At 37.1% G+C, this 22,721-nt stretch carries 20 protein-coding genes and 2 tRNA genes; 16 read left to right on the forward strand and 6 right to left on the reverse strand.

Annotation, left to right across the window (positions count from 1 at the left end; translation table 11 throughout):
* From KJA13_01295 to KJA13_01325, 7 genes are all read left to right on the forward strand, one after another.
* The coding region (locus tag KJA13_01295) for a hypothetical protein (GenBank protein MBZ9577653.1) at positions 1-935 on the forward strand (935 nt) is incomplete at its 5' end.
* Positions 936-2,834: 1,899 nt separating this feature from the next.
* Entirely contained in the window at positions 2,835-3,551 is a 717-nt protein-coding gene (locus KJA13_01300; GenBank protein ID MBZ9577654.1) for a PKD domain-containing protein, read from the forward strand.
* Positions 3,552-3,676: 125 nt separating this feature from the next.
* Entirely contained in the window at positions 3,677-4,231 is a 555-nt protein-coding gene (locus KJA13_01305) for a LemA family protein (protein ID MBZ9577655.1), read from the forward strand.
* A gap of 6 nt (positions 4,232-4,237) precedes the next feature.
* Positions 4,238-5,149 carry a M48 family metallopeptidase gene (locus tag KJA13_01310; GenBank protein ID MBZ9577656.1) on the forward strand — a complete coding sequence of 304 codons (912 nt, stop codon included), beginning with the start codon at positions 4,238-4,240 and terminating at the stop codon, positions 5,147-5,149.
* 5 nt (positions 5,150-5,154) lie between these two features.
* Positions 5,155-5,685, forward strand: coding sequence for a zf-TFIIB domain-containing protein (locus tag KJA13_01315; GenBank protein MBZ9577657.1), 531 nt, complete (start codon positions 5,155-5,157; stop codon positions 5,683-5,685).
* A tRNA-Ser gene (locus KJA13_01320) sits at positions 5,686-5,772 on the forward strand.
* A gap of 21 nt (positions 5,773-5,793) precedes the next feature.
* Positions 5,794-6,339, forward strand: a complete 546-nt coding sequence (locus tag KJA13_01325) for a mechanosensitive ion channel (GenBank protein ID MBZ9577658.1) — start codon at positions 5,794-5,796, stop codon at positions 6,337-6,339.
* Between the two features lie 43 nt (positions 6,340-6,382).
* Here KJA13_01325 and KJA13_01330 read toward each other — a convergent pair whose 3' ends face one another.
* Genes KJA13_01330 through KJA13_01345 form a run of 4 tightly spaced genes read right to left on the reverse strand, consistent with a single transcriptional unit; the run spans position 6,383 to position 10,958 of the window.
* Entirely contained in the window at positions 6,383-7,471 is a 1,089-nt protein-coding gene (locus tag KJA13_01330) for a glycosyltransferase family 4 protein (protein MBZ9577659.1), read from the reverse strand.
* Between the two features lie 4 nt (positions 7,472-7,475).
* The gene (locus tag KJA13_01335) at positions 7,476-8,561 is read right to left on the reverse strand and encodes a glycosyltransferase family 4 protein (protein MBZ9577660.1); all 1,086 of its coding nucleotides are present in this window, start codon (positions 8,559-8,561) and stop codon (positions 7,476-7,478) included.
* Positions 8,558-9,619, reverse strand: coding sequence for a glycosyltransferase family 4 protein (locus KJA13_01340; GenBank protein ID MBZ9577661.1), 1,062 nt, complete (start codon positions 9,617-9,619; stop codon positions 8,558-8,560). Before KJA13_01340 ends, KJA13_01335 begins: the two co-directional genes overlap by 4 nt.
* 34 nt (positions 9,620-9,653) lie before the next feature.
* Positions 9,654-10,958, reverse strand: a complete 1,305-nt coding sequence (locus KJA13_01345) for a glycosyltransferase family 4 protein (protein MBZ9577662.1) — start codon at positions 10,956-10,958, stop codon at positions 9,654-9,656.
* Positions 10,959-11,135: 177 nt separating this feature from the next.
* Between KJA13_01345 and dnaG the strand changes: the two genes are divergently transcribed.
* The 6 genes from dnaG to KJA13_01375 all read left to right on the forward strand — a co-directional run bounded on the left by dnaG (position 11,136) and on the right by KJA13_01375 (position 17,888).
* The gene (dnaG, locus tag KJA13_01350; protein ID MBZ9577663.1) at positions 11,136-12,881 is read left to right on the forward strand and encodes a DNA primase; all 1,746 of its coding nucleotides are present in this window, start codon (positions 11,136-11,138) and stop codon (positions 12,879-12,881) included.
* Positions 12,878-14,077 (forward strand): sigma-70 family RNA polymerase sigma factor, encoded by a 1,200-nt coding sequence (locus KJA13_01355; GenBank protein MBZ9577664.1) that lies wholly within the window; start codon positions 12,878-12,880, stop codon positions 14,075-14,077. Before dnaG ends, KJA13_01355 begins: the two co-directional genes overlap by 4 nt.
* 32 nt (positions 14,078-14,109) lie before the next feature.
* Positions 14,110-14,181: transfer RNA gene (locus tag KJA13_01360), tRNA-Asn, on the forward strand.
* A 66-nt stretch (positions 14,182-14,247) separates the two neighbouring features.
* Entirely contained in the window at positions 14,248-14,709 is a 462-nt protein-coding gene (locus tag KJA13_01365; protein MBZ9577665.1) for a hypothetical protein, read from the forward strand.
* Between the two features lie 580 nt (positions 14,710-15,289).
* Positions 15,290-16,333: a hypothetical protein gene (locus tag KJA13_01370; protein MBZ9577666.1), complete on the forward strand. Its 1,044-nt coding sequence runs from the start codon at positions 15,290-15,292 to the stop codon at positions 16,331-16,333.
* A 193-nt stretch (positions 16,334-16,526) separates the two neighbouring features.
* Positions 16,527-17,888 (forward strand): hypothetical protein, encoded by a 1,362-nt coding sequence (locus KJA13_01375; protein MBZ9577667.1) that lies wholly within the window; start codon positions 16,527-16,529, stop codon positions 17,886-17,888.
* Positions 17,889-18,041: 153 nt separating this feature from the next.
* Here KJA13_01375 and KJA13_01380 read toward each other — a convergent pair whose 3' ends face one another.
* Together KJA13_01380 and KJA13_01385 are read right to left on the reverse strand one after the other, a co-directional pair.
* Positions 18,042-18,908 carry a 2-oxoacid:ferredoxin oxidoreductase subunit beta gene (locus tag KJA13_01380; GenBank protein MBZ9577668.1) on the reverse strand — a complete coding sequence of 289 codons (867 nt, stop codon included), beginning with the start codon at positions 18,906-18,908 and terminating at the stop codon, positions 18,042-18,044.
* Positions 18,905-20,566: a 2-oxoacid:acceptor oxidoreductase subunit alpha gene (locus KJA13_01385; GenBank protein MBZ9577669.1), complete on the reverse strand. Its 1,662-nt coding sequence runs from the start codon at positions 20,564-20,566 to the stop codon at positions 18,905-18,907. Before KJA13_01385 ends, KJA13_01380 begins: the two co-directional genes overlap by 4 nt.
* A 411-nt stretch (positions 20,567-20,977) precedes the next feature.
* Between KJA13_01385 and KJA13_01390 the strand changes: the two genes are divergently transcribed.
* The 3 genes from KJA13_01390 to KJA13_01400 all read left to right on the forward strand — a co-directional run.
* Positions 20,978-21,415 (forward strand): hypothetical protein, encoded by a 438-nt coding sequence (locus KJA13_01390; protein ID MBZ9577670.1) that lies wholly within the window; start codon positions 20,978-20,980, stop codon positions 21,413-21,415.
* A gap of 1 nt (position 21,416) precedes the next feature.
* On the forward strand, positions 21,417-22,004 hold the full coding sequence (gene maf / locus KJA13_01395; GenBank protein ID MBZ9577671.1) for a septum formation protein Maf: 588 nt from the start codon (positions 21,417-21,419) through the stop codon (positions 22,002-22,004).
* A 207-nt stretch (positions 22,005-22,211) separates the two neighbouring features.
* Positions 22,212-22,721: hypothetical protein (locus tag KJA13_01400; GenBank protein ID MBZ9577672.1), on the forward strand; the 510-nt coding region annotated here is incomplete at its 3' end.

The following is a 22,721-nucleotide window of genomic DNA, read 5'->3' on the forward strand; positions in this document are numbered from 1 at the left end:
CCAAAATAGTTTCTCTAATCTTTGCTATCTTGGTTATCTGCTTTGCAATAGCTTTTTATGCTCTCAGTTGGACAGGACCAGGCAGCGCTCCACCTACTTGCCCTAGTGGCGAACCGGGTTGTGATGCCCCAATCAATACTAGTCTCACAGAGCAGTGGAAAACTGGAGCTTTGCGGCTTGGCGGGCTTACAGTTGACAACGATACTTGGCTTGCAACTGTTGCTGGCAACGTTGGCATCGGGACGACGAGTCCGAGATATAAGCTTGAGACAGTTTCAACCGCAAGTAGCTGGGGTGTACGTCTAAGAAATAATTACGGTGGAGCTGCGAGGTCCTATGTGTATATTGCGCATGGTGGTGGATATGGGATGCACATTCGGGGCTATACAACTGGTGGCGAGTACACCTTACAGCTTTATAACGCCAACGCCGAAACCAACCGCTTTTTGAACGATGGACGGGTGTTTCTCGGATTACAAGGCAACGTCGGCATCGGGACAACGAGCCCAAGTCAGAAATTGGATGTTTCAGGCCAAATCCATGCTACAGGAGATATCTGTACTGATGTGGGAGGAGGAGTTTGTTTGAGCGCTGCAGGTGGCGGAGGCGTAACAACCTATGATTCAGGATGGTTTGCTATCAGTAATGGGCAGAATACGATACTTAATCATAATTTGGGCTCAACTTCTTTAGTTTTTCAAGTTTTTGCAGCTACAGACTCATCAGGTTCTAATATGATGGAAGCGCATGATGTTGAGTGGACTGAAGATTATTTCAGAACTACTGGGTATAGCATACAAGAGATTAATGTAAATTCTTTTAAGTTTATAGCTGCAAGTTCTGGATATAATTATATGAATGATTCAGGAAATTCTCAGGCTCCTACTCTTGCTAGGGCTTGGACATGGGCACGTGTTATTGCTATAAGTCCATAGAAAATAGAAAAATGGAAATGGAAAAACGCTGTCAACTATATTTTTGATTAACCATGTGATAAAATAAACAATAGAATAACAAAAACCATGAAAAAGATAAAATTTTATAAGAACCTCTCGCTTCGCTCGAGAACCTTGAATGTTTTCCTCGCTACGCTGGGAAAGCCATTGTCTAAAAGAAATTCAGTTTTATTTATTATTTCTCTTGGCTTAATAATTTTCAGCTCAGTGTTTTTAATTAATTCAGTTAATGCTCAAGATATAAATTTAGCCGCATTTATGGGGACGGCTGAATTAAATATAGAACAAGGACCAGGAGATAGGGTAGATTTTGAGGGAACCGATGGATTTCCTGAGCGAATAAATGATGAAGATGATAATAATTATATTACCGTTACTTGGAATTTTGCTGAAGAGGAACTAGTATGGCCAGGATGGGGATGGGGGCCAGGAATAATATATGAAACTATTGTAACTTTTAGTGAACCAGTAACTCTTAATAGGGTAGAGTATGTAAGGGGGGGACATAGTGGAACTGGTACTTGCTGGTATAGATATGAAGGGATAATTATGAGCACTACTTGTAGTCTTAAAGGCACAGAAGAAACATATTTATATTATAACGGTAGTTGGCAAGGTCCAATACGCACCCGCTCAGTATTAGGAAGCAAGTCAACAGAGAGTATTGCCGGGAGTTGGGAAAATGTAGAAAGAGTAAAAGTACGTATTGATATAAATCAATGGCCTTATTTTCCTCATCTTGGACGTCATTATCTTTATGAATTGCGAGCTTTTGGCCCTCCACCTGTTGTATCGCCAACTGTTGCAACCTCAGGAGCTACAGGTGTTCAGGATACATCAGTTACTTTAAATGGCAATATTACTAATACTGGCGGAGAGAATCCCAGCAAAAGAGGATTTGAATGGGGAACTTCTTCTGGGAGTTACCCGAATACCTGGACAGGATCTGGGAGCTTTGGAACAGGCGCTTTTAGTCGTACAATTACCGGGCTAAATTCTGAAACTAAATATTATTTCAGAGCCAAAGCCTATAATTCAGCTGGTTGGGGATATGGTTCAGAGAGATTTGTTACAACGGCTGCTCCGCTACCTCCACCTATTGTATCGCCAACTGTTGCAACCTCAGAAGCTACAGGTGTTCAGGATACATCGGTTACTTTAAATGGCAATATTACTAATACTGGCGGAGAGAATTGTGACGAGAGAGGATTTGAATGGGGAACTTCTTCTGGGAGTTACCCGAATACCTGGACAGAATCTGGGAGCTTCGGCACAGGCGCTTTTAGTCATACAATTACCGGGCTAAATTCTGAAACTAAATATTATTTCAGAGCTAAGGCTCACAACTCAGCTGCTTCCAGTTGGGCATATGGTTCAGAGAGATTTGTTACAACGGCTGCTTCGCCACCTCCACCTTGTGAATATCATAATGTCTGGGGGTGGGCTTGGTCAGATAATATTGGCTGGATTAGTTTTAGTTGCAGAGATGTAGCAGGTTCTGCAATAAACTATGGAGTAGATGTTGATGAGACTACTGGTGAGTTTTCTGGTTATGCTTGGTCAGATAGTATTGGCTGGATTAGTTTTAATCGTTCAGAAACAGGTGCCCCGCCGTTTGATGACGCCTGCCCTGGTGGTTCTTGTATTGCCAAACTTGATTTTGATACTGCAGAGGTTTCTGGCTGGGCAAGAGCATTGGCTTATGGAGGTGGCTGGGACGGTTGGATAAAATTAAGAGACTCAAGTTATGGAGTTTCGCTTAATCCTGCGCCTACTCCGTCTGAATTTAGGGGTTGGGCTTGGGGATCAGATATAATCGGCTGGGTTAGTTTTAATTGTTTAGATACAGGGGCTTGTGGAGTTTCAGATTACAAAGTAATGACTGATATTACTGTTACTCTAAATAACATTCCCTCAGCTACTAATCTTTCCCGAGAACAAACATCTGGCTGTGGCTCTGCACCGATAGTAAGGTTTAGTTGGGATTATAACGATGACGATAATGTCCCTCTAGGCACAGACCCTCAATCTGCTTATGAAATTCAAATAGATGATGACTCAAACTTAGATGAAGATCCAATAGTCACTCTGAGCGGTGGCGATAGCACCTCTCGGGACTATTCTCCTCCCAGCTTCGGCACTACTTATTGGTGGAGGGTAAGAGTTCGAGATACTAACGGTCCTGCATGGTCTGGCTGGGCAAATGGTCCCAATCTTACTCCTACTAAATGGCCTGATCCTGACTTTATCTGGTGTCCTCTTGAGCCTGATATTAATGAGACAATTCAATTTTGTTCAGTTTTTGGGGCGGGTGTTTGCGACCAGGCAGCAGAGCCACCTTGTTCAGATATGGCTAGTTCGGCAGATAATTTAACTACTTGTGCAGCTGGTTGTAATCTCTGGGAATGGGATTTTGATAATGACGGTACTCCTGAAATCACCAGTACTAATAATCCTACTTATTCTTACTCCAGTTCAGGAGATTACAGAGTGCGACTCACAGTTACAGATGCAGGTGGACATTCCTGTTTTAAACAGCACGATTTATCAGCAGATATACCTCTTCCTATCTGGAAAGAAATCCCCCCGTTTTAGAAACCTCTTAAATTTTTTGTTCAATCTCTCCCCCGCCAAAGCGGGGGAGTTTGTTGAGAAAAGAAAAATTTGCTACAATATAGTAAAGGTGCGAGTAATTTAATTAGTAATTAAAGTTTAAACATATGACCATTTTATACATTATTTTAGGAATTTTATTTCTAATAGTTTTATGGATGGTTTTTATCTACAACCGTTTAGTTACTCTTCGTAATCGGGCAAAAGAGGCCTGGTCAGATATTGATGTTCAATTAAAAAGAAGATATAATTTAATCCCTAATTTAGTTGAGACAGTTAAGGGTTATGCTACTCACGAAAGAGAGCTTTTTGAAAAAGTTACCGAAGCAAGAACAAGAGCAATGGGAGCTCAAACAATGGAAGAGCATTCTCAGGCTGAGAATATGCTTTCTTCTACTTTAAAGACCTTGTTTGCTGTAGCCGAAAATTACCCTCAATTAAAGGCCTCAGAGAATTTTTTAGAGCTTCAACGAGAACTTCGCGATACCGAGGATAAAGTTCAGGCAGCCAGAAGATTTTATAACGGCAATGTTAGAGACCTGAATATAAAGATTGAAAGATTTCCTGAAAAAATTATTGCTTCCTCGTTTAAATTCAAAAAGATGGATTTGTTTGAAATAGAAGAAGCAGCCGCTCGAGAACCCGTATCTGTTAAGTTTTAATTAGCAATGCCGACACTCTATACTCATGCCGAGTCCAACACTCGTAAGACCTGGTTTTATCTCGCTTGTTTCTTGATTTTAATCATCGCTCTTGGTTGGCTGATTTCTTATTTTCTGGGAAGTTATATTATTCTATGGCTGGCAGTAATTTATAGTATTTTGATGAGCTTTTTTAGTTATTGGTATTCTGATAAAATTGTTTTGGCAATGAGCCGGGCAAAACCCATTGAGAAAAAAGATAACCCTGAACTTTACCGGATTGTTGAGAATCTTTGTATCACAGCAGGTCTTCCCTTTCCTAAAATTTATATTATTAATGAGTCCCAGCCAAATGCTTTTGCTACCGGCCGCGATCCAAAACACGCAGTAGTGGCAGTAACCAAGGGATTACTTAATCGGCTTGAAAGAGCTGAATTAGAAGGAGTAATCGCCCATGAATTAGCCCATATCGGAAATCGAGATGCCTTATTGCAAACTATCGTAGTTATTTTGGTTGGAGTAGTAGTGATAATGACTGATTTTTTCTTTAGGATTAGTTTCTACGGAGGATTTTCTTCCCGGCGTGATAGTCGAGATGGGGGACAAATAAGATTGATCATGCTTTTAGTTGCTATTGCCTTAGCTATTTCAGCTCCTTTATTTGCCACCCTGATTAGATTGGCAATTTCCCGTAAAAGAGAATTTTTAGCTGATGCTGCCGGAGCCCTTTTAACAAGATATCCTGAAGGATTAGCCAGGGCCCTTGAAAAAATTTCTCAAGATCCCCACCCTTTAAGAGTGGCTAATAATTCCACTGCCCATCTTTACTTCGCCTCACCTTTTAGAGGAAAGCAATCTAAGAGTTTTCTGACCAAGTTATTTATGACCCATCCGCCAGCAGAAGAAAGAACCAGGGCATTAAGAGGAATGAAAATTTAAAAAATATGCAGTGTCCAATTTGCAAAAAAAATCTTTCAAGCACAATTCTTTGTAATGTTGAGGTAAATTATTGTCCAAAATGCCTTGGTCTTTGGTTTGAGGAGGAAGAATTAAGATGGGCAAAAGATGAAAAAGACAGAAATTTAGGATGGTTGGATATTGATTTATGGAGAAATAAGAAAAAACTCAAAATTTCTTATGGAATGCGACTTTGTCCCTCTTGCCGAGTTCCGCTTTATGAGGTATATTATGGAGATTCAAGGATAATTGTTGATGTTTGTAATCTTTGCCGCGGAGTTTGGTTAGATAGAGCGGAGTTTAAGAAAATAATTGATTGGCTTAAAGAAAGAGCAGATTACGAGATTTTAAATAATTATGCTAAGAATTTATTTAAAGAATTAAGCGAAATCTTTACTGGCCCCGAAACTTTAAGAGAAGAAATTTTGGACTTTTTGACAATCTTAAAACTTTTAAGATACAAATTCGCTACCCAACACCCGGCAATTTCTAAAATAATCTTACAGTTACCAAAGTAGGGAAGGGTGCAGGAGTGGTTTAACTGGCGTGCTTGGAAAGCACGTAAGGCCGAGAGGTCTTCCAGGGTTCGAATCCCTGCCCTTCCGCATAAAAAATAAAATAAAAATATGGATTTTCAAAGTTTTCTTCAAAATTTAATATCCTGGTCTATTTCTCATGGGATAAAAATAATTGTAATTTTATTTATAGCCTGGCTGGCTACCAGAATTGGCAGAATTTTTATTTCCAGATTAATAAAGACTCTTATTGAGAAAGCCGAAATAGTAGGGAGAGATGGTAAGGTTCAGAAACAAAGAGGGGAAACACTTAGTAAGGTTTTTAGCTCTACTCTAAAAATAGTGATTTGGATAATAGCGATTTTGACAGTTCTCCCAGAATTTGGGATTAATCCTACTCCGCTTTTAGCAGGAGCTGGTTTAATTGGTTTGGCTATAGGGATGGGGTCTAAGAATTTAGTTCAGGATTATTTAGCCGGACTTTTTATCTTGCTCGAAGACCAATATCGAGTCGGAGAAGAAGTAGATATATCTGGCAAAAAAGGGAAAGTTATAGATTTGACTTTAAGAAGAACAATTATAAAAGATTCAGAAGGAACAGTTCATTATATCCCCAACGGTCAGATAAAAAGTGCTTCTAATCTTTCAAGAAAATAAAAAAAACTGAGAACAGTTCTCCGTTTTTTTATTTGTCGGATTATTACTTCTTCTTCAAAATTTCATAATATACTTTTTCATAATCATTAACCATTTTTTCAATACTAAATTTTTCTTCTACTCTTTTCCGACATTCTTTTCGATCTATCTGATCGATTTTTTTAATTGCCGCAACCGCTCCTTTAATAGTTTTAACCACAAACCCAGTTTTTCCATCCTTGACCACTTCTCTTGCTGAACCTCTATCAAAAACAATAACTGGCGTTCCACAAGCCATGGCTTCAATGAAAGTTAAACCAAATGGTTCCTCCCATTTTATTGGATAAAGGGCGGCTTTTGCTTCTCCATAATATTTGTAGGTTTTTTCGTAAGGAACGTAGCCCACGTATTTTATATTTTTTCTTTTAAGATAGGGTTTAATCCGTTTTTCCCAGAATGCTCCTTTGTTTGGAGCGCCAACAATAATTAAATTCTGCTTTGTTTTTAATGCGATTTTAATCGCTGTATCCGCCCCTTTCTTTTCAAGAAGTCTTCCGATAAATAAAAGGTAATTCTTGGGATTTGGATTAAAAGAGAAGGGCTTTAATCTTATTCCGTTATAAACCGTTCCGATCCAATTTAAATCAGGGGCCGGCTTTTGTTGAGCTTTTGAAATTGAGACAAAATATTGATTTTTTGTCTTATAAAGACGGTATATTTTTTTTCTCCATAAAGAAACAGGATCATGAAGGGTATAAACAAAAGGAATTTTAGGAAATAGATATCCAAAAGGCAAAGCTCTGTCTGCTGGATGAATATGGACAATATCAAAATGCTCTTTTGAGTATTTTTTAAGAATTAGGCATATTAAATATTGTTCAAAGAGATAAGAAAATTTCCCTTTTTCGTCTATTTCGTGGTAATTCGTAATTTTTTCTTTATAAAGAGGTTGAAAGCTTGATTCGTACACCTTAAACTTTTTAGATTTTGAGCCCTTCGGAGTAAAAAAGGAAACTTTATGTCCTTTTTTGACTAAACCATTTGCGATATCCATAGCCATTTCCATAGGAGCAAAGATTTCCTTGTAATCTTTTGGAAGGGGAACAGGCACGATACCCGAGACCATCATTGCAATTTTTAGTTTTTTTCTCATAAATCTATTTGCTGAACTTATTTATAATTTTATAATATGCTTTTTCATATTCATCAATCATTTTCTTAACGGTGAAGTTTTCTTCAACCCACTTTCTGCACTTCCCCCGGTCTATTTGGTCAATTTTTTTTATTGCTTGTGCCATTTCGTTGACATTCTTTACCACAAGCCCAGTTTCTCCATTTTTCATTACTTCTTTCACAGATCCTCTATTAAAGGCAATAACAGGTGTCCCGCAAGCTTGTGATTCAATCATTACGATGCCGAAAGGTTCATCCCACAATAAGGGATAAATTAAGGCTTTAGCCTTTCCTAATAATTCTGATTTTTCTTTTTTTGATTTTATTTCACCTATGAATTTTATATTCTTTGAAAGATGTGGTTTTATTTCTTTATTAAAGAAATCTATAGTTTTCTGGCTAGCGCAGAAACCAGCAATTATTAATTTTAAATTTAGTTTTTTCGCTATTTTTATTACTAAATGAGGTCCCTTAAAACGAGTAATCCTACCAAACCAAATAAAATAATTATCTGGTTTTGAATTAAATTTAAATTCTTGGGGATAGATGCCATTATGGATGGTTTTAGCAAAGTTTATTTTGACAGGGCATTTTTTTTGATAGGCATCACTTATAGCTATGTATGGAAGCTTCGGAAAATGATTATATGTTTTGAGTACTGCTTGATAATTATGCCAATCTTCTCTTTTTTTGCTGATAGGCCAAATTGGGTTATGTAAGGTGGCAACCGTTGGCACTTTGCTTTGATGACGAAATATAAGGTCAAATTTATCAATATGTGTATGTATTATATCAAACTCTTTTTCCTGGGAGAAAGCTTCTACCAGATTAAGAACGTTATAACTAGAAGCCAGCCAGGGTATCCTTAGAGAATGAAGATTTTTTTTAACAACTGAAATTAATTTAGCTTTAGTTTTAGAGTTAGCCGATGCAAAAAGAGTTAATTTGTGCCCTCTCTTTACTAATTCTTCTGTTAATCTTGAAACTACGAGTTCAGTGCCGCCATATCCTTTTGGGGGGACGGGATACCAGAGAGGGGACACTTGAGCAATCTTGAGCTTTTTCTTCATATTAATCTTTTAATTATTTTTTCATAATCGTCAACCATTTTTTCAACAGTAAAATATTTTTTAACTCTCGCTCGGCATTTTTTTCTGTCAATTTTATCTATATTTTTAATTGCTTTAACTATTTCCTTAATATTTTTGGCAATAAAGCCAGTTTTTTTATCTTTGACAACTTCGGGAACAGCGCCATTAGGGTAGGCAATGACTGGAACCCCTGAAGCCATAGCTTCAATCATAACAATACCAAATGGTTCAGGCCATTTAATTGGAAAAAGAAAACCTTTGGCATATTTTACTAAATCAGTTCGTCGCTTCCCTGAAACCTCTCCAACGTATTTAATTTGCTTTCCATCAATTAAAGGTTTTATTTCTTTTGAAAAATAAGGTTCCCTCTTTTTCCCTCCAGCTAAAATCAGTTTAACTTTAGCTCTTTTTGCCGCCAAAATTGCAGCTTTGGTATTTTTATGTTCTGCCATAGCACCCATATAAAGAAAATAATCTTTCGGCTTTTCACAGAATTTGAACTCTTTAGTGTTTACTCCGTTATAAACAGTAGCCAAGTAATTAATGTTTGGAAATCCTTTTCTTTGAGAATTAGAAATAGTGACTACATTCGGTTTTTTATATGAGGCAAGAACATCGGCAGCTTCTTTAAAAATCGGCAGATGGAAAATACTTACTATCGGGGTTTTAATAAAAAGAGACAAGGGCAAAAAAAGGTAACCTCCTCTGGCGTGATTAAAAATAATATTAAATTCTCCTTCTCTTTTTATAATTTCTTTCATTACTCTGGCTATATAAGCACTTTCCAATCTTAAAGGTCTGGAGGCCTCTGAATAAGCGGTATCAAATTTTCTTTCAGTTATTGTTTTTTTGAAAATCTGGATAAATTTAGCTGAACCTTTATATCTGCCAGCTCCAAAAAGAGTTACTTTATAGCCCTTTTTAGTGAGACCTTCTATCATTTCTTTTGCTATTCTTTCTGTTCCTCCTTGTCCAGAAGGGGGAACAGTAGTAAAGGGCGGAACTATCACTCCGATATTTATATTTTTCTTTTTCATGGTTAATACTTTATTATACTAAAAAGGGCTTCCCTTAGGAAGCTCTTTTTTTCAACTTGAATATTCTAAGAAGATTTAAGGGTTTCTTCTTCTTTTTTTGTTTTAAAGTCATCTTTTTTCCATTCTTTTTCTTTTTATTATTCCCGTTTCTATAGGCCCTTCTATAAATTCTTATGTATGTTTGAGCAATTTTCTTCCAGGTGAATTTCTTCTGAACGGTTTCCCTGGCTGCGTTGCCTAATTTCTTTCTCAACTCATCGCTTTCTAATAATTTATTACAGGCCTCGGCTATTTGGCGGCTGCTTTTAGGTCTGACTAAAAACCCATTTACCCCATTTTTTACAGCTAACGGTATTCCTCCTTTTCTGGTAGCAATTACCGGGGTTTTAGTAACCATTGCTTCTAAAATTACAAGCCCTAAGGGTTCATCCCAGACAGAAGGAGCAACAAAGACATCGGCCCGGTAGTAAAATTCTTCTAATTCTTCTCTTTTATCGTCTCCCATATAACCTAAAAAATGAACGTTGTGCAGTTTAAATTTATATACTAAGTCCTCCAAGTTTTTCCTTTCAGGACCATCTCCAATTATATAAATATCTCCCTTAATATCCTGAGCTGCCTCTATGAGATAAAAGACGCCTTTCTGGGGAGTAAGTTTTCCTGAAAAGAGAACAACTTTTTTACCTTTTAATTTATATTTTTTATTGATAATTTTTATTTTCTTCTCTGCTGGAAAATCCTCAAGATAAACACCGCCCGGAATAATTCTTGTTTTGTGTAAAAATTCCTTACCAAAGGTTTCCAACAACCAGCCCTTTGTATCTCCGCTTACAGCTACTATTTTTTTTGCCCTTCCCAAGGCATCTTGTGAGAGAGGAACATAGGTTTTACGTTCAGAGGCAGTCAGAACTCCTGTTCCATGGGAGGTGGTGATGAAATTTATACCATACAGCGCTTTTATAAAATTTGCTGCCCACAAAAGAAGAGAAATATGCTGGACATGAATAAGGTCTGGCTTAAAATCATCTACTGCATTTATTACACTTCTCAAGAAGAAATTAAACACTCGGGATATTTCTTTTGGAGTGAGGTCTTTATATGATTTACAAACCGGCCAATCTGGATGGCCGGTAAAAGCAACAGGGAAAGGGAGTTCTAAAGGATAAATTTTTACTCCAGCATGTTTTTCTTTACTTTCAGGACAAACTATGGCTGTTTTTATATTCTTGAATTTATTAATTTCTAAAGCCAACTCTCTTGTATAGGTTCCAGAGCCGCTTCCCCATAAAGGAAAACATTGCAAAAATAAGACCTTATTTACTTTTGGTTTTCTAGGCATTTTTAAGTTTTTTCATCTTAAAAACCCCGATTTAACGGGATTTTATCTTTTATTGTTGAGTTTAATATATATTAATTTTAGTCCCAAAAATACTCTATGTCAAGCATAAATGTTGAAAAACTGTTGAAACCAAAAATTGCTCTTTTTGAGAATTTATAGTATGATGATTTTGTAATTATGTTAGCTTCTCCAATTGATGAAATTAAGAATCGGTTAGATATAGTAGAGGTTATTCGAGGGTATATTAAGTTGCAGAAAGCCGGGGCAAATTACAGAGCTCTTTGCCCTTTTCATAATGAGAAAAAGCCCTCTTTTTTTGTTTCTCCGGCTCGCCAAATCTGGCATTGCTTCGGTGCCTGCGATTCTGGCGGAGACATTTTTAAATTTGTTATGAAAATTGAAGGAGTAGAGTTTGGTGATGCCCTACGAATTTTAGCTCAGAAAGCCGGAGTAGAATTAAAAAAACAAGATCCGAAATTAAGAACAGAGAAGCAGCGGCTTTACGAAATTTCTGATTTAGCTTGCCGTTTTTTTGGGAAACAACTTGAAGAAAGTTCAGCCGGAAAGGAGGCAAAGAAGTATCTTTCAGACAGAGGGCTCAAAGAAGAAAGCATAAAGAAATGGCGTTTAGGTTATGCTCCTGATATTTGGCAGGGTCTTTCCGATTTTTTAGTTAGCAGGGGTTATAAAAGAGAAGAGATAGAAAAAGCAGGTTTGGCTTTAAAATCTGAAAAGACCAATAATTATTATGATAGGTTTCGGGGAAGAATTATTTTTCCTATTTTTGATTTAAGTTCCCAGGCAGTCGGCTTTGGGGGAAGGATTTTTAAGCAAACTCAGAGGCCTGATGGTCAAGAGGAAGCAAAATACATTAACACCCCTAACACCCCTCTTTATGATAAAAGCCGGATTTTATACGGTTTGAATAAAGCGGGGATAGAGGCGAGGAAAAAAGATGCCTGTATTTTAGTGGAAGGTTATGTTGATGTGATAATGGCAAATCAGGCAGGATTTGAAAATGTAGTAGCTACTTCTGGCACTGCTCTCACTCCTTATCAATTAAAGATTCTTAAACGTTACTCGGATAATCTTCTGACTGCTTTTGATATGGATGTTGCCGGAGATTCAGCAACAAAGAGAGGAATTGACTTAGCTCAAGCTCAGGGTTTTAGCATTAAAGTAGTTACTATGCCCAAAGAGACAGACCCAGCAGATATTATTTCCAAAAATCCCGAAGATTGGCATAATTTAGTTGAGAAGGCAAAATCAATCCACGATTTTTATTTTGAAAACACTCTCTCTAAGTTTGATAAAAACACTCTGGAAGGGAAAAAAGAAATCTCAAAAATTTTATTGCCAGTAATTAAAAGAATTCCAAATAAAATAGAGCAGAGCGTTTGGATTCAAGGTTTGGCTGGGACCTTAGGAGTAAGAGAAGAAGATGTATCAGAGGAACTTCGGAAAACAAAAATTGAAGAGATAGAGATGGGAGCAGAAGAGTTTGTTGAAAAAGCAACTTCTTTGCCCCAGAAAACAAGAAAGGAGCTTTTAGAAGAGAGGTTAGCTGTTTTAATCATTAAACTTCCCCAAAACCTTGGCTTAGTTGGAGAAAAAGATTTTGAACTTTTTTCTCCTCAAACAGTAAAAATTATCAATTGCTTGAAAGAGAAAAAGCAGAATGAGCAGATAGATTATCTTTGTTTGAAGGCAGAGGTTGAACAAGCTGATATTGATCCTGAAAAAGAGTTTAAAGATTGTTTTAAAGAACTTAAAACATTAGTTATTAGAGATAGATTAGATAATATTTCAAAAGAGATTAAAAAAGCAGAACAAGAAAAGAATTCTGAGAAAGTTCAAGAACTAATTCAACAATTTAACCAGTGCTCCAAGTCGCGGAGCGACTTGGAGATTTCTGAAGCATGATAAAGAAGAAAAGGACCAAAAAGGTCCTAAAAAAGAAAAAACCAACAAAGAAGAAACCAGTAAAAAAGGTTAAAAAGAAGGCTGTAAAGAAGAAAAAGGTTACAAAAAGGAAAAAGATAAGCTGGAAAAAGAAAATTTTCGCTCCAGAAAAGCTTCAAGCTCTCTTTAAAAAAGGAAAACAGCGGGGTTTTGTTACTACTTCAGAAATTCTATATTTTTTTCCCGGGATAGAAAAAGATATCAAGGGCTTGGAAAACCTCTACGGAAAGTTAGAGGAAGAAGGGATAGAAATTAAAGAGTCAAGGGAATTTTTAGAGACCGAAGAGAAACCCAAAAAACCAGGAAGAGCTCCAAAAGTAAGGGAAATAAAAATAGACCCAATCCAACTTTATCTAAAAGAAATTGGTAAGGTGTCATTTTTGACTGCCGATGAGGAGAAAGAATTATCAAAAAGAATTGAGAAGGGAGATAAAGAGGCGGTGAATAAATTAATGAAAGCCAATTTAAGATTGGTAGTTTCTATTGCCAAAAGATATATTGGTAAATCTCCAAACCTTACCTTGCTTGACCTAGTCCAAGAAGGCAATATTGGCTTGAGAAGGGCAGTGGAAAAATTTGATTGGAGGAGGGGCTATAAATTTTCAACTTATGCTACTTGGTGGATACGACAGGCAGTTACCAGAGCTTTAGCTGACCAGGCAAGAACAATAAGAATACCTGTCCATATGGTTGAGACCATTTCAAAATATACCAAGGTTAGACGTCGTCTCTTACAGGATTTAGGGAGGGAACCATTGCCAGAAGAAATTGCTGCTGAAATGGGCATTGATGTTAATAAGGTTCATCATATTAGAAAAATTTCTCAAGAAACTGTTTCTCTGGAAACTCCGGTGGGGAGGGATGAAGAAGATAGTATTTTAGCCGAGTTCATTGAAGATGAAAAAACGATTCCACCTTCTATTCACGCAGCCAGAACCTTGCTTCGGGAAAGATTAAAAGAAATTTTGGTTGATTTGTCTCCTCGGGAACAAAAAATATTATCAATGAGATTTGGATTAAAGGACGGGATTACTCATACTTTAGAGGAGGTAGGTCAGGAATTCGGCGTAACCCGAGAAAGAATCCGCCAAATTGAAGCTAAATCCCTTGAAAGAATCCGCGAACACCAGAAGCTGAAGAAGTTAAAGGGCTATTGATTTTTCTCCTAAATTTTGTAGAATAAAGATATTCCGGGGTAGTTCAATGGTAGAACGGCTCCCTGTTAAGGAGAAAGTTACAGGTTCGAGTCCTGTCCCCGGAGCAGGCTTGTGCTTGGCTCAAGAGACCGAGCCGCATTAAACAATCTAAAATACCTTTTTAATAATATATGAGCCTAGAGAATATTATTAAAGGAAGGATTGCTAGCATTATAGTCAGCTTGATGTTTCAGAACGCTGACTATTTAGTCATAAATTATGGACACGAGAGTTTCCCTGGTTATCTTGTGCAGTTGGGCGTTTCAAAGGACAGCAAGATTGCGAAAATGTTGCGTACCACCCCTTCTTTTATTTTGGTGGATAAAAAAAACCACGCCGTTGTTTTACTTCAGGTAAAATACCAGAATGTTGGAGCTAGTGGTAGGAATGTGGAGTGGGGTTATGAAAAGATACAGCAATATTGGCCCGGCGCGTATTTGTTATTGGTCCGGCCCAGAAAGCCCTATTTTTTTCTTGTCAATAAAACAGAAAAAGGGCTTAAGCCCCTTCCAATATTAGATTCTAAAGTTTTTATGATAGATGAAAAATTGGTTATAAAATTTGCGAAACTTGTCAAGAAATTTCTTTCCTGATATCTTTCATCTCTTTTGGTAAACTGCCTGTAGGCAGTTTACCAAAAGAATTACATTCTGTCAATACTAAATCTACTGTTAAGACAAATAACATTAATATTGATGATATTAATAGAAATGATTTTTTGGAAGCCATAAAGATTGTTCTTAACTATATTTTATCATATAATAAAAAGAAAAACAAGGGCAGGAAAAAGCAAAAAGAGCTTTGTATGCCCTTTTCTTTTTTAAGTCTTTATTTATATAATTGTTCCTTCTTTTCTGGCTTTACTTATGAGCCCAAGAAATGGGGAGGAGGCTGATTGAGTTATTCAGAATAATTTACCGACCTGTCCAAAATTCAGACAAACAAAAGCAAAATATTAAAGAGATTGAATAACTAGAAGTATGGTAAATTTCCAACTTCTGATATTGGATAATTCCAACTTCTATATGTTTTCTTTTTTAGTCTTGGTTCATAATCCAGGTTCGAACTTCGTCCAGTTCCCGGAGCAAATTTCAGTCACCTCGTCAATAAGGCGGTTTTTTGGTAGAATAAAGATGAAAGGTCGGTAAGTCGCAAGAAGTAATAAGCTAAATTATGAAAGCAACATCTTTATTAATAAGTTTAATATTTCTCTTTTCTCTTGGAGTGGGAGTTTTAGCTCAAGAAACAGAACTTCCAGACCCGGGACTTACTCCCGACAGTCCATTTTACTTTCTGGAGATAATTGCTGAAGAAATTGGCACTTTCTTTACTTTCGGTGACCTTAAAAAAGCTGAAAGACATGCTGCCTTAGCTGCTGAAAGACTGGCTGAAGCCCAAGTTATCGCAGGAAAAGGGAAACCAGAATTAACAGAAAAAACTTTGGTAAGATATGAAAATCAATTAGAAAAAAGTATGGCTCGGGTAGAAAGAGCAGAAAGTAAAGGCGAGAACACCGAAAAAGCTATGGAAGTTTTGGCTAGAGTCGGCCAGGCAACCTCTAAACATTTGGAGGTTTTAGCTGAAGTTTATGAGAAAGTTCCAGAAGAAGATAAACCAGCCATTGAAAATGCAATGAAAGCTTCAGTCAAGGGACACGAAAAAGCAGTTGAGGCATTAAAAGCACAAAATGCTTTAGGTGAAATTCCAGAAGAAGCCACTTTACCAGCTCAGGTTCCACAAGAAGTAAGAGAGAGAGTTCAAATGAGGGCTCAACAGGAATTAGAAGTAGAGAAAGCTGAGCGGGCAAAAGAGAATGATCTTCAGAGCTTTGAATCGTTTAGAGCTTTCTGTATAGAACAGGGAGCACCACCAGAGACATGTACATCATTTGTGAATGAGCTTCAGAACTTTGGATTGTTTGGAGTTTTCTGTACAGAGAGGGAAGCACTACCACCAGAGATGTGTGAGAAAATTCCTCTTCAGGGCTTTGAATCGTTTGAACAGATTGAAGATTTCTGTATAGAAGTGGGAGGAACGCCAGAGCTATGTTCATCGGCTGAAGGTAGATGTAGGGAAGCGGGAGTAACAACACCAGACGAGTGTTTTCTTGTTCTTTTAACTGCTACAGTAACGACTTCCGCTGCACCTTCTTTGTCAGAAGAAGAAATGGAGGAGAGAAGGCAAAGAGAGGAGGAGAGTAGAGGAGGAGAGGAATAAAACTGATACAAGGTTTATCTTAAACAGGTTCTAATATCGTCTAACTAGGGGAGTCAGATAAATACTCATAATGGGCTCCAAATCTCTAAGTTTTTCCCTAATCTTACTCCAATCAATGGTTCTGAATGCGTCCTGTAGGGGGAGCTCGCTTCAAAAAATCGCCAAGAAGGCGGTTTTTTGGTAGAATAGAATAATGAATCTAAAAGACCCACAAACTAATTGGAAATACGTTCTAATTATAGTGATCTTAGCTTTCCTTATTAGTGAAGGAGCTTTAGCTCAAGAAGCTATACTTCAAACGGATTGTGGGAAAATTGAATGTGCAGAAAAAGGGTCGCATTTTTATGATAAATATGGTCCAGGTAATTGGACAGATGCCGGAGCAGAATGTATTTGTCAATATTATACTCCAGAAGATTGGGAATTAACATATTGTGCCCTCGGGACAGATCCTCCTACAGAAGAAGAACTCCAAACTTGGAGAGATTGTGGAGTTCCTGTACCAGGAGGTCCGCTGAGCGGTTCTTGGGGTTGGGTTGGCGAGAAAGAGGAAGAATATGAAATTCATGAACCAGCTGATTTTACTCAACTTACTTTTCTAGACCGCTGTTGTGATCCAGACTGGAGTCCTGACGGAAGTCAGATGGTTTTTTGGAGAGGGGAACTGGGAGCGGGAGATGGTCTTTACTTAATTAATACAGATGGTACCGGACTTAAAAGAATAGGTCCGTCAGGTTACGATCCTGGTTGTGATCCTTCTTGGAGCCCGGTTGATAATAGGATACTTTTTCATGAAGGCGAGTTTGGTAAATTATGGTTAATTAATTTAGATGACCTGACTAGTTTAGATGATTTAAGTAGTAAAGTATTATTAACGGATCAGCTATGTACCCTTACAAGTTGGAGTCCTGGTGGGACTAAAATTGTTTATAGTGCTCGTCATAATGGTGCTACATCTTCTTCAATTTGGATAATGAATTCTGATGGAAGCGAAAAGACTCGTTTAACTACTGATGAAGATGGCTTCTGTGCTGCTCCATCTTTCAGTTATGACGGCTCAAAAATTGTTTATCTTAAAGGGTTCGCTTCATATGCGATTGGAGGAGGAGAAGATGAGCCAAATGAAATTTGGGTCATGGATGCTGATGGCTCTAACAAACATATGATTTATGCACCGGATGATAGTACTCAGCTGATATTCCAACGGGCCTGGAACAAAAACAATAAGATTTTATTTATGAGAACCTGGTATCGCGTAAAGCCCCCTCAGGTGTGGATGATTAATGCCGATGGTTCTGATCCTAAGCCGGTTGTTGCGGGCTCGGATGTTTTCGGGGATCCGGTCTGGGATAATACCGGCACAAAAGTAGCGATTTCTAAATCTCCATTACAACCAGTAGCTCCCGGAGATATCTGGATATTCTCTTACGAAGAACCTACCGAAGAAGAAATAACTGAAGAAACAAAAGAAGAAGTTGAGGAGGTTTCAAAAAATATTTTCCAGAAGATCTGGGAAGCAATTATAAATTTCTTTAAACGGATTTTTAGAATATAAATTAAATAATAACAGTAGCAGGGTGAGGCAGAGGTTATGGACTAACTAAAGCCGGTATCTCAAAATACTCTTTTATGCTCATAAAATAGGTTCGAATATTAAAAAAGGGCTTTTTAAAAGCCCTTTTTAGTTTTTATCTTTTTATAAAATTATCTATATATGTTTTTGCAAAAGGTTTTTAAGAACAGGAACAGGGAGCCCATAGGGCTTTCTTTTTTTAAGAACACTTTCTTCAAAAGTCGGCTTCTTGATTTTATAAAAAACCCCTATAGGTATTTTTCTGGATTCAGCATTCAGGTAATTCCATTCTTTGATTTTTTTCACCGCGCTTCGCCGGTCAGAAACATTGTGTCCTTTCTTTTTAAGGTCATAAACTCTCTGCCGATAAAATTCAGAAGTATTGTAAAAAGCTACACAAGGTTGAAGAACGTCTACGAAGGAAAACCCTTTGTGGAGAATTGCCTTCTTTATAATTTCTTTGAGATTGTTTGGATTTCCCGCAAAAGCTCTCGCTATAAAAGTTGCGCCGCTGGCGAGCATAATCTCTAAGGGATTAAACGGCTCTTCTAAAGAGCCTTTTGGCGTGGATTTTCCCGGGAAGCCCTTGGGTGAAGTGGGAGTAAATTGACCGGTTGTGAGCGCATAAACTCTATTATTATGAATTATCATCGTTATGTCGCTGTTTCTTTTGGCAGCAAATATTAAGTGGTCTAATCCTTCTCCGTAAGCATCTCCGTCTCCGGCAAATCCTATGACTGAAAGTCCGGGATTAGCAAGTTTAATTCCTGTTGCCGGCGCTGGAACTCTGCCGTGCAAGGAATAAAAGGAATTGACATTAATATAATCGGTAATTTTCGCATGACAGCCAATACCGGAAAGAATAACTATATTTTCTTTTTTAAGCTTTCCTCTATTAACAAGCTCAGTAAAAACCTGTTTTACGGCCGACTCTATCCCGAAGTTACTGCATCCCGGGCACCAGGTATTTTTCGTATAAGTATTAAAACCTTTTATTTTCATAAAATGATTTTTTTTACTTTTTTTTCTAATTCATCAACAGTAAAAGGTCTTCCGTCATATTTTAAGATTTGCTCATCAACTTTAAAGCCGTTAAATTTTAACAATTTGCATAACTGTCCGGTAGAGTTAACTTCTACGCCTATAATTCTTTTAACGTTGCTTAAATGTTTTTTCAGTTCCCACACCGGGAATGGGTGTAAAAATAAGGGCTGGATAACTTTTAAATTATGGGATTTGGCAACTTCAACCACAGCCCCCTTGGTTGAGCCCCAGGCAATCAGGGCTGTTTTGCTTTTTGGGTTTCCATAGACTTTAACCGTTTCTTTTTTCATTAGCACATCTTCAATTGCCTTCATTTTTTTTAATCTTTTTTCAGACCCCTTTGTTACGAGCTTGGGGTTTTCTGTGGTTATTCCAAATTCGTCATGCTCGTAGCTGTTTGACTTCACAACCGCTTTCTTTTGTCCCGGAAAAGCTAATGGAGATATCCCATTTTTTGTAAAGGCGTATCTTTTATACTCACCTTTTTTATTCCATATTTTTGGATTTCCCCTGATTATTTTATTTTCATCAAATTCTGCTGAAAAAATACTTTCACTCAGGTGTTTGTCACTGAGTATTATTACGGGAATTTGAAACTTCCAGGCTAAATTTAAGGCCTCTGCTGTTAAATAAAAAGCTTCTTCAACATCCCCGGGAGCAATAACAATTCTTGGAAAATCCCCATGTCCAGCATGCAAAGCAAAAAATAAATCACCCTGAGCAGTATAAGTGGGAACACCCGATGCGGGTGCTGGTCTTTGAGCTAAAACTATAACAGTGGGAATCTCTGCCTGCCCGGCTAAACTAAGATGTTCTGTCATAAGGGCAAATCCTCCTCCAGAAGTTCCGACCATAGTTTTGACCCCTGCATATGAAGCTCCTTGAGCAGCGCCGATGACCCCGATTTCATTTTCTAATTGAATTGTTACTATATTAAGTTTCTCTTTGTGTTTTGCAAGATAATGAAGAATACCCGTTGAAGGCGTCATTGGATAGGCAATGTACGCTTTCAGCCCGGCCTTAACAGCGCCGAGAGCTATTGCCTCGTTCCCTGTTAGAAGGGGCTTGGGCGGATTCTTGAGTAGAGGTAATTTGAATATCTTTCCAAGTTTTTTCGTCTGGTTATAAACCACTTTGGCAGCTTCAATGTTTTCTTTGGTCTTTTTTTTAATTGAACTTCTGATAACATCTGCCACAATAGGAAATTCTATTTCTAAAACAGAAGCAACAGCTCCTAATCCAGCACTATTTCTTGCTATTAGGGGAAGCCCTTTATTTTTAACAATTTCGCTTAAAGGGAGTCCCAATCCTTTTGCCTTTACAGAATTTGAATCAAAAACAATCAGAGTTTTTTCTTTAAGCCGCCAAGCGTGTTTTTCAACAGTTTCTTGGTTAAGAGCTACCAAGATATTCACTTTATCTGCGTGAGCAAGAATTTTTTCTGACCCTGCCCTTACTATTGCAAAATTATGACCGCCCGTAATCAGAGAAGGATAATCAATATATACAAAAGTCCAATAACCCAACCTGTTAAGCAGGTTTGCGACTAAGGCGCCGGCTAGCTTTATTCCGTCTCCGGCTTGGCCTCCTATTAAAATAGAACATTCTTTTTGCATAATAAAAATTGATTTAATAAATTCTTGAATATACTTAAACTCATTGCTTTTATTTATTATACAGGATTTTTTAAAAAGGGAAAAACATAAAAGCTTGTTTTTTAAGATTTTTACAAACCCGAGCATTTGTTTAGGATTTTGTTTTAAATATGGTAAAATAATAAAAAGGTCAAAATTAAAAAAAATATCCAAAAACATGAAAAAGAAAACCAAAACCAAAGAATGGACAGTCTATAGAAGCTCAATAACTGGTAGATTTGTTACGAAAAAACATGCCAAACAGAAGCCAAAGACTACCGAGAAAGAAAGAATGAAAATACGTAAGTAGCAACTATTTTTTGTCGCCAAGAAGGTTTATCCCGTATAAAGCTTTGTTTTTATATGGGGCGTTTTTTTGGTAGAATAGAGTATATGAAAATAGTAATTTGTGCAAGCATTGATTTTACACGCAAGATTAAAGAGATGGCTGATATGTTATTGAGGCAAGGACATGAGGTGGAAATACCCTTTTATTCGCAAAAGATTTTGGATGGCGAAGTATCACTGGAAGAATTTTTGAGAATCAAGCAAAAAGATGGAGATATAGATTTTAGAAAAAAAGCAGAAGAAGATTTAATAAAGAGGTATTTTCGTCTAATTAAAGATTCAGATGCTGCTTTGGTTGTTAATATTGATAAAAAAGGAATTAAAAACTATATAGGAGGCAATACTTTTTTAGAGATGGGATTTGCTTATGTCTTAAACAAAAAGATATTTTTATTAAATGATATTCCAGAAGTTCCATACAAAGACGAAATTTTAGCAATGGAACCAATAATTATTAATGGTGATTTAGGGAAAATTCAATAATATGCTAAAAATAATTTTAGCTACAACTTCGCCTTATCGCAGGGAAACATTTGGATACTTGGGAATTCCTTTTGAAGCAGAGGGAAGTGATGTAGACGAATCTCAATTAGAAAGAAATAATCCAGAAGAATTAGTAAAAGGACTTTCAAGATTAAAGGCTGAAGCAGTAGCAAAGAATCATTCAGACGCTATTGTAATTGGGATGGATTCTGTTACTTACTTTAATGGCCAAATTCTTGAAAAACCTAAATCAAAGGAAGAAGGCTTTCAAAGATTAAAAGCTCTTTCCGGGAATAACCATCAGTTTTACACAGGAATTCATATGATTAACACAGCTTCAGGTAAGACACTCTCAAAGATTGTTAAAACAGATGTTTTTATGAGAAAACTTTCTGAAGAAGAAATTAACAAATACCTTGATGAAGACCCAAATTTCAATACCTATGCCTTGGGTTATGATCCTGTTAAACATTACAGTGCTTCATTTATTGAAAGGATAGAAGGAAGTTACTACAATCTTTTAGGGGGTATTCCGTTGGAGATAATAATTGAAATGTTAAAAGAAATTGGTTATAAAGAAGAACATTAATCTTTTTATTTTAACTATGAAAATTACACTTTGCGGAAGTATAAAATTTGCTGATAAGCTTGTTGAAGTCTATCGTGAACTTGAAAGATTAGGTCATTAGCCAATGCCAAGCCCGCCCAAGTTTCTTTGAAGTTTAGGTAGGCAAGAAGGCAATTTTTTGGTAGAATAGAAACGAAAGGTCGCAATATAACTTTAATAAAAAATAATATGTCTAAAACAATAATTGCAATCATTGTTATAATCGTTATTGTAGGATTAGGTTACTGGATTTATCAGTCAATGACAACACCCGAAGAGTTAAGCGAAAAAGAGCAAGCTTGCGTAAACTCTGGAGGGCAAGTATCAACATCATTGTGTTGTGAAAACACTGGTGATTTCCCTAACTTGTGTCTTATTGGTCCTTGTGGCTGTTCGCCAGATAATAGTCATCAGGTAAAGATCTGCGATTGTGGACCCGATAAATGCTTTGATGGAAGTGAATGTGTATCTTTAGATGAAGTTTCAGTTCTTCTTGAAGACCTCGAACAAGAAACTGGGATAGATTTTTCAGAAGCACAACCAGTTGATTTTAAATGGGTAGTTAAAGTAGATCCAAAAGTAGAAGAGGAGGCTGTATCTGGGAAAGGATTTGAAGCTGAACGCATATCAAGTGAACAATATGATAGTATTGAACTGTTTTTAAAAGATAATGGCTTTGAAGTAGATCTTTACAATATA

Source organism: Patescibacteria group bacterium, from assembly GCA_020148045.1.
Classification (GTDB): Bacteria; Patescibacteriota; Minisyncoccia; order Minisyncoccales; family GWA2-38-27; genus JAHCRG01.